The 13,748-nt window shown below is 76.6% G+C and carries 8 protein-coding genes and 1 pseudogene; 4 read left to right on the top strand and 5 right to left on the bottom strand.

The window, feature by feature from the left end; all coding sequences use genetic code 11:
• Positions 1-1,083 (bottom strand): aldehyde dehydrogenase family protein (locus GTQ99_RS10715; RefSeq protein WP_166615724.1); only part of this gene is annotated, 1,083 nt, incomplete at its 3' end.
• Positions 1,080-3,026, bottom strand: a complete 1,947-nt coding sequence (locus GTQ99_RS10710; protein ID WP_166615723.1) for a primary-amine oxidase — start codon at positions 3,024-3,026, stop codon at positions 1,080-1,082. The genes GTQ99_RS10710 and GTQ99_RS10715, both read right to left, overlap by 4 nt.
• Positions 3,027-3,216: 190 nt before the next feature.
• On the opposite strand from GTQ99_RS10710, the gene GTQ99_RS10705 reads away from it, so the two are divergent.
• Entirely contained in the window at positions 3,217-4,770 is a 1,554-nt protein-coding gene (locus GTQ99_RS10705) for an APC family permease (protein ID WP_166615722.1), read from the top strand.
• A 71-nt stretch (positions 4,771-4,841) separates the two neighbouring features.
• Here the strand turns inward: GTQ99_RS10705 and nagA are convergent, their stop codons facing one another.
• Together nagA and GTQ99_RS10695 are read right to left on the bottom strand one after the other, a co-directional pair.
• Positions 4,842-5,939, bottom strand: coding sequence for an N-acetylglucosamine-6-phosphate deacetylase (gene nagA, locus GTQ99_RS10700; RefSeq protein WP_166615721.1), 1,098 nt, complete (start codon positions 5,937-5,939; stop codon positions 4,842-4,844).
• The gene (locus tag GTQ99_RS10695) at positions 5,936-6,982 is read right to left on the bottom strand and encodes an SIS domain-containing protein (protein ID WP_166615720.1); all 1,047 of its coding nucleotides are present in this window, start codon (positions 6,980-6,982) and stop codon (positions 5,936-5,938) included. Before GTQ99_RS10695 ends, nagA begins: the two co-directional genes overlap by 4 nt.
• Here GTQ99_RS10695 and GTQ99_RS27530 point away from each other — a divergent pair.
• The 3 genes and pseudogenes from GTQ99_RS27530 to argG form a co-directional block, all read left to right on the top strand.
• Positions 6,956-7,333: pseudogene (locus GTQ99_RS27530) on the top strand (MurR/RpiR family transcriptional regulator); the annotation flags it as partial. The gene GTQ99_RS10695 and the pseudogene GTQ99_RS27530 overlap by 27 nt on opposite strands.
• A 75-nt stretch (positions 7,334-7,408) precedes the next feature.
• Complete coding sequence (locus GTQ99_RS10690; RefSeq protein WP_420814545.1) at positions 7,409-9,217, top strand: FAD-linked oxidase C-terminal domain-containing protein; 1,809 nt, start codon at positions 7,409-7,411, stop codon at positions 9,215-9,217.
• A 63-nt stretch (positions 9,218-9,280) separates the two neighbouring features.
• Entirely contained in the window at positions 9,281-10,696 is a 1,416-nt protein-coding gene (gene argG / locus GTQ99_RS10685) for an argininosuccinate synthase (protein WP_166615718.1), read from the top strand.
• Between the two features lie 34 nt (positions 10,697-10,730).
• On the opposite strand, the gene GTQ99_RS10680 is transcribed toward argG, so the two are convergent.
• On the bottom strand, positions 10,731-13,748 hold a 3,018-nt coding region (locus tag GTQ99_RS10680; RefSeq protein WP_205707215.1), incomplete at its 5' end, for an ATP-binding protein.

Raw genomic sequence — 13,748 nt, 5'->3', positions numbered from 1 at the left:
GAAGCCCTCCGCCAACTCCCCCCCAGCGCGCCCACCGCCGGCCACCAGCTGCGCGTGATCGGGCAGGCGGTCCACGAACCCGCTCACGTGCGCCAACTGCCGCGCACTGTTCACCGGCCCCACCGCGGAATCCTCCGCGAAGGGCAACCCCACCTTCGTGCCCACCGCCTGCTCGGCCAACGCCGCCACGAACTCATCGTGCACCCCCGGCGCGGCCAGCACCCGGGTGGCCGCCGTGCAGTCCTGCCCGGCGTTGAAGTAGCCCGCCGCAGCGATCGCCGCCGCCGCCGCACCCACGTCCGCGTCCTCGAAGACGATCACCGGCGCCTTGCCGCCCAGCTCCAGGTGCACCCGCTTCACCGCCCGGCTGGCGGCCTCGGCCACCTGCATCCCCGCCCGCACCGAACCGGTGATCGCCACCAGCTGCGGGGTCGGGTGCGCCACCAGCGCCGCCCCCGACTCCCGGTCCCCGCACACCACGTTCAGCACCCCCCGCGGCAGCACCTGCGCAGCCACCTGCGCCAGCAGCACCGTGGAGGCCGGGGTGGTGTCGGAGGGCTTGAGCACCACGGTGTTGCCCGCCGCCAGCGCCGGGGCGATCTTCCAGATCGCCATCATCAGCGGGTAGTTCCACGGCGTCACCTGCCCCACCACCCCGATCGGCTCGCGGCGCACGAAGGAGGTGTGCCCGGGCAGGTACTCCCCCGCGGCGCGCCCTTCCAGCACCCGAGCGGCGCCGGCGAAGAAGCGCAGCTGGTCGATGGCCGGCGGCAGCTCCTCGGAGCGGGTCAGCGCCACCGGCTTGCCGGTGTCGGCCACCTCCGCGGCGATGAAGTCCTCCGCGCGCTCCTCGATGGCATCGGCCAGGTCCAGCAGGTGCTTTTGGCGCTGGGCGGGGGTGGTCCGGCCCCAGCTGCTGAAGGCGCGGGCGGCGGCGGCGTAGGCGGCGTCCACGTCGGCGGGCCCGGACAGCGGTGCGGTGGCGTACACCTGCCCGGTGGCGGGGTCGACGACCTCGCTGGTGCGCCCGTCGGCGGCCGGCACCGACTCCCCGTCCACGACGTTGAGGAACTGCTCGGTCACGGGACTCCTCCTGCGGGTCGGTGGCAGTGCGAGCTGGAACCGCCGGGGGGCGGCAGGTCGAGGGCGGGGTTGCGGTCGAAGAACCCCGAGGGCTTGAGCTGGAAGGCCACGGTGTCGGCGGGCATGACCGGCCAGTCCTCGGGGCGGGTGATGTGGTGGATGCCGAACACGTGCCAGAGCACGAGGTCGGTGTCCTCCAGCGGTTCGTCGTCGGCGATCCAGCGCGTCATGCCGTGGTCCTCGGCGCTCTGCGTCGGGTGCTCGCCCGCCGGCCACAGCTCATCGTCGTGGTGGCGGGTGACCCACACGTCGTGCCCGATGACGGGGGCGCGCAGGAACTGCGGCGCGTCGGGGGCGAACAGGTGCGGGATCGCCGCCGGGGTCACGAGCTCGTACGCCGTGGGCGCGCCGTGGGCGTTGCGCCGCTGCGTGCTGGCGACCTTCCAGCTGCGCTGGCGCTGCCAGTCGACGTCGCGGCCGGACTCGCGCTCGGAGCGCACCGGGGTGGCCGTGGTGACGACGGCCAGGCCGTGCGGGTTGCCCGGGCCGGTGGGCGCGAGCTCGGAGTCGACCTCGAAGACGGTCTGGCGCTGGCCGTCGACGTCGAGGTCCAGGCGGGCGACGAGGAAGTGCTGGTGGAAGGGCGCGTAGGTGCGCGTGTCGACGAGGGTGCCGGTGGGCGGGGTCTCCTGCCCCGGCGCCAGCGGCGTCGTCACCATGACGCCGGTGGCGCGCACCTCGCACTCGACCGTGCCGTCCAGGTACAGGCGCCAGTAGACGAGGTACTCGTAGTTGGCGACGGTGGCGTGGAAGGAGACCACCATGCGCCGCGAGCGCCGCACCTGGGCGCCGGCCACCTCGTCGACGTGCTTCCACAGGACCGCGTCGTCCTCCTCGTGCAGGCACACCGCCTGCGGCACCCGGTACGGCTCGCCGCGGGAGTCGGTGAGCACGGCGTCGCGGTAGCGGATCTCGCCCAGGCAGTCGCAGCCCAGCTCCAGCGAGGTCGTCATGTACCCCAGGCCCCACTCGCCGATGTCGTAGGCGGTGCGGCGGTGGTGGTCGAAGCCGGGGTCGCGGTACGGCACGACCATCTCGGCGAAGGACATGCGGTAGGCGACCTCGCGGCGCTCGCGGCCGTCGTCCCAGGCGAGCTGGTGCAGCACCAGGCCCTCGCGGTAGGTGAAGCCCAGCCGCACCGACCAGGTCTGCCAGCGCAGCAGACCGTCCTCGTCGACGGTGAACCCCGGGCCGTCGGGCTGGGTGACCTCCAGCGGGGCCAGCGGCGCGCGCAGCGCGAACCCGGGCAGCTTCGCGGGCAGCAGGTCCGGTTCGTACTCGCCGACGACCTCCGGCGGCGAGCCGGGGTCGTGGCGGTCCTCGACCTCCAGCAGCTCGCAGGTGTTCATGTCCACGACGAGCTTCAGCCCGCTCACGGGGTGGGCGTAGGGGTTGGCGCTGGGCGTCTCGCGCACCCACAGGTCGACCCATCCCAGCCGGCGGTCGCGCCACTGCTCGGGCATGACGGCGGCGCCGTAGGTCCAGGTGTCGAACAGGACCAGGTCGAGGTCGTGCACGCCGCGCCCGGCGAGCGCCTGCACGACGCGCGGGTGCTCGCGCAGCGCCGCGGCGACCTCGTGGTACTCGTCGAGGGTGAAGTTGGGCGTCACGCCGGGCACGTGCTCGAAGCGCTCGACGCGGCCGGCGAGGAGGTCGGTCACCACCTCGTGGGTGCGGTTGTCGGCGCGGTCCCACAGCACCGAGCGGGCGCGGCGCGGGACCGGGTCGCCCTCGCGCCAGGCGAGCACGTCGGCCTTGGGCGGCTCGGCCAGGGTGACGCTCGCGAAGCGCATCGAGGGCTCGAGGCGGCCCGAGGAGCGCAGGACGTCGAGGTTGCGGCGGAACTCGTCGTCGCTCAAGGGGACCAGCGGGTGCGGTGACACGGTGGACGGACTCCCATCGGAGCGGGGACGATCGGGCGTCAGTCTGACCGGCGCGGGGTGAGCAGGCAAGCAGTGGGAGCGGTTCCCGTCGTCCTCGGCCACCGGAGCCGCGGATTCCGGGGTCGCGCGGCCGTCCGGCTGCTAGGGTCCACCGATCCCAGCGCAGGGAGCGATCAGCGGAGGAGCGTCCATGGCATCGGCCGACCAGTACCGCAGGAGCAGTCCCGGCAGCGCGCCGGCGGGTGCCGGGCCAGGCAAGGGCCTGCAGGCGGGTGCTCTGGGGTTGTGGGGCAACACCGTCATCGGCCTGGCCTCCACGGCACCGGCCTACAGCCTCGCCGCGACCCTCGGGTACGTCGTGCTGGCCGTGCACGACAAGGCGCCCGCGATGTTCCTCGTCGCCTTCGTGCCGATGCTGCTGGTGGCGATCGCCTACCGCGAGCTGAACCGGGCGGCGCCCGACTGCGGCACCACCTTCACCTGGGGCACCAAGGCGTTCGGTCCCTGGGTCGGCTGGATGGGCGGCTGGGGGGTGGCCGTCTCGGCCATCATCGTGCTCGCCAACGTCGCCGAGATCGCCGCCGTCTACACGCTGCGCTTCCTCGGCCTGGAGGGCGCGGCGGAGAACCCGGTGCTGCGGGTGGCGCTCGGCGTCGCCTTCATCGTCGGCATGACCTGGATCAGCTACCGCGGCATCCAGATCTCCGAGCGCATCCAGAACGTCCTCATCATCATGCAGTTCGCCGTGCTGGGGCTGATCTCGGTGGGCGCGCTGTACCTGGTCTACTCCGGCGGCGCCGGACCGCAGGCCGAGCTCCCCCGCTGGGACTGGTTCTCCCCGCTGGGCGTGAGCGCCTCCGCGCTGGCCGAGGCCGTCATCCTCTGCGTGTTCATCTACTGGGGCTGGGACGCCTGCCTCGCGGTCACCGAGGAGACGAGGGACTCCGACCGCACCCCCGGCCGGGCGGCGCTGCTGGCCACCGTCATCCTCGTCGTCACCTACGTCCTCGTGGCGGTCGCCGTCCAGGCCTACGCGGGGTTCGGGACGACCGGCATCGGCCTGGGCAACGAGGACAACGCCGACGACGTGCTGACGCTGCTCGGCGACCCCGTCGGCGGCGCGGTGGTCTCCGGGCTGCTGCTGCTGACCGTCGCGGTCTCCTCGGCGGCCTCGACGCAGACGACGATCCTGCCGACGGCCCGCGGCGCCCTGTCGATGGCCGTCTACGGCGCGCTGCCGGCCCGCTTCGCGACGGTGCACCCCCGCTACAAGACGCCCTCGTTCGCGACGGCGGTCATGGGCGCGGCCTCGGTCGGCTTCTACCTCGTGCTCAGCGTCGTCAGCCAGAACGCGCTGCAGGACTCCATCGCCTCCCTCGGCCTGGCCGTCGCCTTCTACTACGGCATCACGGCGTTCTCCTGCGTGTGGTTCTTCCGCCGCACCCTGGGGCGCTCGGTGCGCGACCTGCTGCTGCGCGGGGTGCTCCCGCTGCTGGGCGGGCTGGCGATGCTGTGGGCGTTCGTGCAGTCCAGCGTGGACATGCTGGCCGCCGACTACGGCTACACCCGGTTCGGCTCGCTGGGCGGCGTCTTCGTCATCGGCGTCGGCATGCTCGCCCTGGGGGTCCCGCTGATGCTGCTGTGCGCGGCGCGGCTGCGGGCCTTCTTCCGCGGCGAGACGCTCGACGCGGACACCCCGATCCTCGTCCCGGACACCGGCCAGCCCCCCGTCGGCGGCCTCTGACCCCTCCCCCTTGTGGACAACTCGTGATCTTCCACGGTGCACCGTGGAAGATCACGAGTTGTCCACAAGGGTCAGGCGAGGACGCGCAGCAGGCGCAGGTCGTCGTCGAGGACGACGGCGCCGCCGCGCGCGCCCGGCTCCAGGTGACCCACGTCGGTGCGCCCCAGGACCGCGGCCGGGGTGCTGGTGAGCGCGGCAAGGGCGGTGCCCAGGTCCAGCCCGGCGACCGCGACGGCGTGCCGCAGCGCCCGGTCCAGGGTCAGGGTGCTGCCGGCGATGGCACCGCCCCGCGCGAGGCGGGCGGTGCCGCCGCTCACCTCCACGTCGAGGTCGCCGAGGCGGTAGGTGCCGTCGGCCGAGCCGGCCGCGGCCATCGCGTCGGTGACGAGGGCGACCCGGCCCGGGCCGGCGGCGCGGGCGGCCAGCGCGAGGACGGCCGGGTCGAGGTGGACTCCGTCGGCGACGAGCTCGACGACGACGCGCTCGTCGGCCAGCAGCGCCCCGACCGGCCCCGGGGCGCGGTGGTGCAGCGGCGGCATCGCGTTGAAGAGGTGGGTGGCCAGCCGGGCGCCGGCCTCGACCGCGCGACGGGCCGTGGCCGCGTCGGCGTCGGTGTGCCCGAGCGCGGCCACCGCCCCCGCGGCGACGACCCGGCGCACCGCCTCCAGGCCGCCGGGCAGCTCCGGGGCCAGGGTCACCACGCGCACCGGGCCGGCGCCCAGCAGCGCGTCCAGGTCGGCGGGGTCGGGCTCGCGCAGCAGCGCCGGGTCGTGGGCGCCGCGGTGGGCGGGGCTGAGCCAGGGGCCCTCCAGGTGCACCCCGGCCAGCAGCCCGTCGGCGACGAGGTCGGCGCAGGCGGCCAGCGCCGCCGCGAGCTCGCCGAGGGGGCGGGTGACCAGGCTCGCGACGAGCGTCGTCGTGCCGTGCGCGCGGTGGGTGGCGGCGGCGGTGGCGGCCTCCTCGGCGGAACCGCCGAAGCTCGCGCCGCCGCCGCCGTGGCAGTGCAGGTCGACGAACCCGGGCACGACGTGCGCGCCGGTGACCGTCTCGTCGGCGGCCGGGGCCGGTCCCCGCCCGACCCGCAGCACCTCGGCGCCGCGCAGCAGGACCCAGCCGTCGGGCAGCACCCGACCGCCCGTGCGCACGACCCCCCGCGCGAGGACCGTCATCGGGTCTCGGTGACCTTGCGCAGCCCCCGGGGCGCGTCCGGGTCCAGCCCGCGGGCCACCGCCATCTCCAGCGCCAGGCGCTGCAGCGGCACGATCTGCACCACGGGCGCCAGGTCCTCGCGCATCCCCGGCGGCAGCGCCAGGCGCACCGTCGCGTCGGGGGCCAGGCCGTCGGGTGCCACCGCGCACACGTCCGCGCCCCGCTCGCGCAGCGCCGCCAGCACCGGCGCCACCGCCGCGCCCCCGGCCCCCTCGGCGACCACGGCGATCACCGGGCGGTCCGCGTCCACCATCGCCAGCGGCCCGTGCATCAGGTCCGCCGCCGAGAAGGCCTGCGCGGACAGGTAGGAGGTCTCCATGAGCTTCAGCGCGCCCTCGCGGGCGGTGGGGTAGGAGTAGCCGCGGGCGGTGAGGACCAGGCGGTCCACGAAGCGGTAGCGGGCGGCGACCTCCGGCACGTCCGGGGCGGCCACCGCCTGCGCGAGCAGGCCCGGCACCGCGTGCGCGGGCGCGCTCGCGCCCCCGCGCCAGGCGGTCACCAGCAGCCACAGGCTCAGCAGCTGCGCGGTGTAGCTCTTCGTCGCGGCGACGGCCAGCTCGGGGCCGGCGTGCACGTCCAGGTGGTGCTCGGCGGCGGCGGCCAGCCCCGAGGCCGGGTTGTTGGTCACCGCCAGGGTGAGCGCGCCGGCGCGGCGGGCAGCGGCGGTGGACTCCACGAGGTCCGGGGAGCCGCCGGACTGGCTGACGGCGATCCACAGCACCCCGCGCAGGTCCGGCTGCGCGCCGTAGACGGTGAGGGTGGAGGTGGAGGTCAGCCCGCAGGGCAGGCCCAGGCCGACCTCGACGAGGTACTTGGCGTACAGGGCGGCGTGGTCGCTGGTGCCGCGGGCGGTCAGCAGCACCGCGCGCGGCGCCGCCTCGCGCAGCAGCGCGGCGATGCGGGTCAGCTCCCCGCCGGCGCCGGACAGGATGCGGTCGGCCACGGCCGGCTGCTCGCCGATCTCGGAACGGACCAGGTGCCCGCGGGGCGGTGTGCTGCTCACGACGGCTCCAGCCTGACGGAGGTGAAGGAAGTTGACAGGAAGCTAGCCGCTGCTGGAAGTTCTTGCCAAGGGTTCGCGGTGGTCCACCGCGGTTCGACGAGGCTGGAGGAGGGAGGACCCGTGGGCGCTCCGGAACCGGCGGCCCTGCACGCCCACCTGCTGGCGGCGGTCGGCTCGGCGCCGGCGTCGGTGGCCCGCGTGCTGCGGGTCCTGCTCGACGACCCCGCCGGCGCGGCCCAGCTCACCGTGACCGACCTCGCCCGGCGCACCGGCACGAGCGAGGCGACGGTCGTGCGCACCGCCCGCTCGCTCGGCTTCCCCGGCTACCCCCGGCTGCGGCTCGCGCTGGCCGCCTCGGCCGCCGCGGGCGCTCCCGCCGCGCTGCTCACCGGCACCCTCGACGACGGCTCGGACCTGGCGACCGTCGTGGCCACGCTCGCGGCCGTGGAGGCCGAGGCCGTCGCCGCGACGGCCCGCACGCTCGACGTCGCCGCCCTGGCCGCCGCCGCCGACGCCGTCGCCGGCGCCCGGGTCGTCGACTGCTACGGCATCGGCGCCTCCGGCCTGCTGGCCGCCGAGTTCGACCACAAGGCCGCCCGGGTCGGGCTGCTCACGCGGCTGCGCACCGAGGCGCACGCCGCGCTCGTCAGCAGCGCCCTGCTCGGCGCGGGCGACGTCGCGCTCGTGGTCAGCCACTCCGGGCGCACCCGCGCGGTCGTCGCGGCCGCCCGGCGGGCCGCCGCGAACGGGGCGCGCGTCGTCGCGCTGACCAGCGCCCCCGCCTCGCCGCTGGCCGCCGCGGCGGACCACGTGCTCGTGGCGACGGGGCGCGAGACCGCCTACCGCGCGGGCGCGACGGCCAGCCGGGCGAGCTCGCTGCTGGTGCTGGACTGCCTGCACGTGGCCGTCGCCCAGCCGCTGCTGATCACCGACGAGGCGGCGCGCGCGGCCGTGGCCACCGACCGCTCCGGCCACCGGCCCGCGAGCCTGCCCGACGGCGTCGTGCGCGCCCGCGACGTCGACGACGTCGTGCAGACGATGCGCTGGGCCACGGCCACCCGCACCCCCGTCGTGGCGCGCGGGGCCGGCACCGGCCTGGCCGCCAGCTCCTCCGCGAGCGCCGGGCAGGTCGTGCTCGACCTGTCCGGGATGGACCGGGTCCTGCAGCTGCGCCCCGAGGACCAGGTGGCCGTCGTCGAGCCGGGCGTGCTCACCGCCGACCTGGACGCCGCCGCGGGCGAGCACGGCCTCTTCTACGCCCCCGACCCGGCCAGCTCGTCGATCTCCACCGTCGGCGGCAACATCGCCACCAACGCCGGCGGGCTGCGCTGCGCCAAGTACGGCGTCACCCGCGAGGCCGTGCTGGGGCTGGACCTCGTGCTCGCCGACGGCCGGCGCCTGCGCACCGGCCGGCAGACCGTCAAGGGGGTCGCCGGCTACGACCTCACCGGCCTCGTCGTCGGCTCGGAGGGCACGCTCGCCGTCGTCGTCGGCGCCACGCTGCGGCTGCGCCCGCGCCCGCAGGCCGTGGCGACGCTGGCCGCCTGCTTCGGCGACGTCGTGCAGGCCGCGGCCGCCGCCGCCGACATCACCGCCGCCCGCCTGCAGCCCTCGGTGCTGGAGCTCGTGGACGCGGTGACGCTGGAGGCGGTCGACGCGCTGCGCGGGAGCTCGCTGCGCTCGCGCGGGGAGGCCGTGCTCGTCGTGCAGTGCGACGGGCGCGGCGCGCAGGAGGAGATCGAGGCGGTGGGGCGCGTCGTCGCCGCGCGCGCCACCTCCTGGAGCGCGACGAGCGACCCGGCCGAGGCCGAGGAGCTGCTGGCCGCCCGCCGCGCGGCGCTGCCGGCGCTGGAGCGCCTGGGCGACGTCTTCATCGAGGACGTCGCCGTCCCCCGCTCGCAGCTGGCCGCGGCCGTCGCCGGCATCGCGGAGGTCTCCCGCCGCACGGGGGTGCGCATCGCGACGGTCGCCCACGCCGGGGACGGCAACCTGCACCCCATCGTCGTCGTCGAGCGGGGCGCGAGCGTCACCGAGGGCCCGCCGTGGGAGGCCTCGTGCGCGGTCTTCGAGCTGGCGCTGCGCCTGGGCGGGACGCTGACCGGCGAGCACGGCGTGGGCCTGCTGAAGCGGACCTGGCTGCGCGAGGAGGTCGGCGAGGACTCGCTGGCGCTGCAGCTCGGCATCAAGGCCGTGTTCGACCCGCTGGGCATCCTCAACCCCGGCAAGGCCCTCTGAGCCCCGGCGGGACCGCCGACCCGATGTTTGCATGGCCATGCAGTGCCGTGCATACTGTTCCGCATGTCCAAGGTGCTCACGTCCCTGCCCGTCGGCGAACGCGTCGGCATCGCCTTCTCCGGCGGTCTCGACACCTCCGTGGCGGTCGCGTGGATGCGCGAGAAGGGCGCGGTGCCCTGCACCTACACCGCGGACATCGGCCAGTACGACGAGCCGGACATCGCCTCCGTCCCCGAGCGCGCCGGCACCTACGGCGCGGAGCTGGCGCGGCTGGTGGACTGCCGCGCCGCGCTGGTGGAGGAGGGCCTGGCCGCGCTCACGTGCGGCGCCTTCCACATCCGCTCCGGCGGCCGGGCCTACTTCAACACCACCCCGCTGGGCCGCGCCGTCACCGGCACCCTGCTCGTGCGGGCCATGCTCGAGGACGACGTGCAGATCTGGGGCGACGGCTCCACCTACAAGGGCAACGACATCGAGCGGTTCTACCGCTACGGCCTGCTGGCCAACCCGGCGCTGCGCATCTACAAGCCGTGGCTGGACGCCGAGTTCGTCCAGGAGCTCGGCGGGCGCACCGAGATGTCGCAGTGGCTGCAGGCGCGCGACCTGCCCTACCGCGCCAGCACCGAGAAGGCCTACTCCACCGACGCGAACCTCTGGGGCGCCACCCACGAGGCCAAGCGCCTGGAGCACCTCGACGTCGGCATCGAGCTCGTCGAGCCCATCATGGGCGTGCGGTTCTGGGACCCCGCCGTCGAGATCGCGCCCGAGGACGTCACGATCGGCTTCGAGCAGGGCCGGCCGGTCTCCATCGACGGCAGGACCTTCGAGAGCGCCGTCGACCTCGTCCTGGAGGCCAACGCGATCGGCGGCCGGCACGGGCTGGGCATGTCCGACCAGATCGAGAACCGCATCATCGAGGCCAAGAGCCGCGGCATCTACGAGGCGCCCGGCATGGCGCTGCTGCACGCGGCCTACGAGCGCCTGGTCAACGCCGTCCACAACGAGGACACCGTCGCCGGCTACCACAACGAGGGCCGCCGGCTCGGGCGCCTGATGTACGAGGGCCGCTGGCTGGACCCGCAGGCGCTCATGCTGCGCGAGTCGCTGCAGCGCTGGGTCGGCAACGCCGTCACCGGCGAGGTGACCCTGCGGCTGCGGCGCGGCGAGGACTACTCGATCCTCGACACCCGCGGCCCGGCCTTCAGCTACCACCCCGACAAGCTGTCCATGGAGCGCACCGAGGACTCCGCCTTCGGCCCCGTGGACCGCATCGGCCAGCTGACGATGCGCAACCTCGACATCGCCGACTCGCGCGCCAAGCTGGAGCAGTACGCCGGCCTCGGCATGGTCGGCAGCTCCCAGGTCAGCCTCATCGGGGCGATGGACGCCGGCGGCGCCGAGGCCATCGCCTCCCGCGGCCAGGTCTCCCCCGACGAGGAGCTGCTCGACCGCGCGGCCCTCGAAGCCGGCAACGACTGACACCGACCGCGCCGACCGCGCAGACCCCGCCGGCTCACCGGCGCGCCCTCCCGGCGGGGTCCGCACCGCCGGGCAGCGCGTCGGGCAGCGCGTCGGGCAGCGCGCCGGGCACCCCGGCGAGCAGCCCGCTGCGCAACCCGATCGAGACGGCCTCGGCGCGCGAGGACGCCCCGAGCTTGGCCAGGATGCGCGAGACGTGGACGCTGGCCGTCTTCTCGGCCATGAACAGCCGCTCCCCCACGGCGCGGTTGGTCAGCCCCGCCGCGAGCAGGTCCAGCACCTGCAGCTCCCGCGCCGTCAGCGGCCCGCGCCCGGGCGCCGCGTCCACGCGCAGCCGCCGTGCCAGCTCCTCCAGCGCCGCGGCGAGCGGGGCGGCCCGCAGCGCGGCCGCCGCCCGGCGGGCCGCGTCCAGGGCGAGCAGCGCCTCCTCGCGGGCGCCGGCCGCGGTGCAGGCCTCCGCCAGCCGCCAGCGGGCCCGGGCCAGCGAGTACGCGTCGCCGTAGGAGAAGGCCTCCACGACCTCCCGCCACGCCCGGGCCTGCTGGGCCGCGGGGGCGCCCAGCAGGCGGCAGTGCTCGGCGCGGGCGGCGGCCAGCCAGGCGCGGCCCTCGGGGCCGAGGGCGCCGGCGCGCGGCTGGCCCGTGACGGCGAGCTCCTCGACCCGGGCGCTGACGCGATCGGCGAGCGCGGTGTCCCGCGAGCCGGCGTCGGCCAGCGCCCCGAGGGCCTGCGCCCCCAGCCGCAGCCCCATGAGGTGCGCGGGGTGCTCGAGGCCGGTGAAGCCGAACAGCGCCTCGACGAGGACGGCGGCGGCCGCGGCGGCCTCGCCCCGCCAGCGCAGCACCTCCGCCTGCGCGGCGGCGGCCGACAGGCCCTCCTCCACGTCGTCCCGCCAGGCGGGCTCCAGCAGGGCCGACGCCTCCTCCAGGGCGCCGCGCGCGGCGAGCACCTGGGCGGCGACGACGCCCACGCCGACGGCCGCGGCGTGCGGGGCCTGCGGGCCGACCGCGCGGGCGAGCTCCAGCGCGCGGTCGAACTCGCCCGCCACGAAGGCCGCCGTCACCTGCAGCGTCAGCAGCTGCAGGCCGTAGGGCGCCCACGACAGGCCCACCGAGGCGGCCCAGGCGCAGGACTCGTCGAGCAGCCGCGCGGCCCCGGCCAGGTCGCCGCGGTCGTAGCGGTCGGCGGCGCGGTTGTAGCGGGCGCGCAGCGCGGTGCCCAGGTGCCCGGCCTGCTCGGCCGTCGCGGCCGCGCGGTCGAAGAGGGCGTCGGCGTCCTCGAGCGCGCCCTCGAGGTTGTCCAGCCCGCCGAGGGTGACGAGGACGTCGGCCTCGGCGCCGGTGAAGCCGTGCCGGGCGGCCAGCTCCAGCGCGGCCCGGCCCGCCCGCCGGCAGGCGTCGAAGGCGTCCAGCGCCCAGTGGCAGCGGGCCTCGACGGCCAGCGACCAGCAGACCGCGTGCGCGGCCGCGGGGTCGCCGGCGCCGGCCCGCTGGGCGCGGCGCGCGTGCGCGAGGGCGTCCTCGTAGCGGTCGCAGCCCCACAGCGCCGTGGCGCAGCGCCGGTGCGCCTCGGCGGCCGCGGGTGCCGGCGCGTCCGGCGCGAGCACGTCGAGCGCGGACAGCGCCAGCAGGGCCGAGCGCCCCGGGTCGCCGGCGGCGGAGGCCAGCCGGGAGGCGCGCAGCAGCAGGTCCAGCCGGGTGGTGCCGCTGGTCCCGGCCGCGTCGGGGACGGCGCTCCACAGCGGCAGGACCTCCTCGAGGTGGCGCCAGGCCTGCGCGGGCGCGCGCAGGCGCTCGGCCTCGTCGGCCGCCGCGATGCCGGCCACGAGCGCACCGGCGAGGTCGTGGCTCTGGCGGGCGTGGTGGGCGAGCTCGGCCGCCGAGGCCGCCCAGCGCCCCTGCGCGCGGGCCGCCCGGATCGCCTGCGCGTACGCGGCGTGCAGCCGCACGCGCTCGCCGGGCAGCAGGTCGCCGTAGACGGCCTCGTGCAGCAGGGCGTGCCGGAAGGCGTACCCGTCGCCGCCGTCGGGGTCGAGCACGCGCAGCGCGACGGCGTCGCGCAGGTGGCGCTCCAGCTCGTCGTCGGGCAGGCCGGTGGCTGCGCGCAGCAGGTCGTGGCGCACCCGCCGGCCGCCGACCGCGGCGGCCCGCACGACCCCGGCCGTGCCGGCCGGCAGCGCCTCCACGCGCGCCAGCACCACGTCCGCGAGCGCCGTGGGCAGCGCGGCGGCGGCACCGCGCGCACCGGCCAGCAGCAGCTCGCCCGCGTAGTAGGCGTTGCCCTCGGCGCGCGCGTGGATGCGGCGCACGGTCGCCGCGGAGACGTCGCGGCCGGCCAGCGCGCGCAGGAAGTGCGTCATCTCCTCGGGGGAGAACGGCTCGAGCACGACGCGGCGCACCACGGGCAGCCGGCCGAGCTCGGCGAGCACGGGGCGCAGCGGGTGGCGGCGGTGCAGGTCGTCGGTGCGCACGGTGGCCACGACGAGCAGGCGCTCCTCGCGCACGCGGCGCAGCAGGTAGGTCAGCAGGTCCCGGCTGGCGCCGTCGGCCCAGTGCAGGTCCTCCAGCACGAGCAGGACCGGTCGCTCGCGCGCAGCGGTGGCGAGCGCGACGGCGACGGCGTCGAACAGCTGCAGCTGGGAGAGGTCGGCACCGGCCTCCCCCGGCCTGGCCGCGGCCCACCAGGAGGGCGCCCGCGGGGTGCGCAGCGGCTCCAGCGCCTCGACGAAGGGCAGGTAGGGCAGCGCCTCGCCGCCGGCGGAGGCGCAGTGGCCGACGAGGACGAGGTCGCCGGCGGCGCGGGCGCGCTGGGCGAGCTCGGCGACCAGGCGGGACTTGCCGACGCCGGCGTCCGCCTCCACGAGCACGCCCGCGGCGCTGCCCCCGCGGGCGGCGCCCAGCGCGGCCTGGAGGGCGTCGAGCTCCACGGCGCGGCCGACGAGGTCGGTCGCGGGGGGCTGGTGGACCGGCACGTCCGCCATCGTGGCACCCGGTGCGGACACGGCGGGCCGCCGCTGGACGGCGCTCAGCGCCCCGGGTGCGCGGGCCGCCCC

Source organism: Kineococcus vitellinus, assembly GCF_009906315.1.
Taxonomy (GTDB): domain Bacteria; phylum Actinomycetota; class Actinomycetes; order Actinomycetales; family Kineococcaceae; genus Kineococcus; species Kineococcus vitellinus.
This window is presented reverse-complemented; position numbering and strand designations above follow the sequence as displayed.

Excerpts from the sequence above, each read along its gene's own strand:
- argG (WP_166615718.1), top strand. The coding sequence starts at position 9,281 with ATGTCCAAGGTGCTCACGTCCCTGCCCGTCGGCGAACGCGTCGGCATC.
- nagA (WP_166615721.1), bottom strand. The coding sequence starts at position 5,939 with ATGACGGTCCTCGCGCGGGGGGTCGTGCGCACGGGCGGTCGGGTGCTG.
- GTQ99_RS10705 (WP_166615722.1), top strand. The coding sequence starts at position 3,217 with ATGGCATCGGCCGACCAGTACCGCAGGAGCAGTCCCGGCAGCGCGCCG.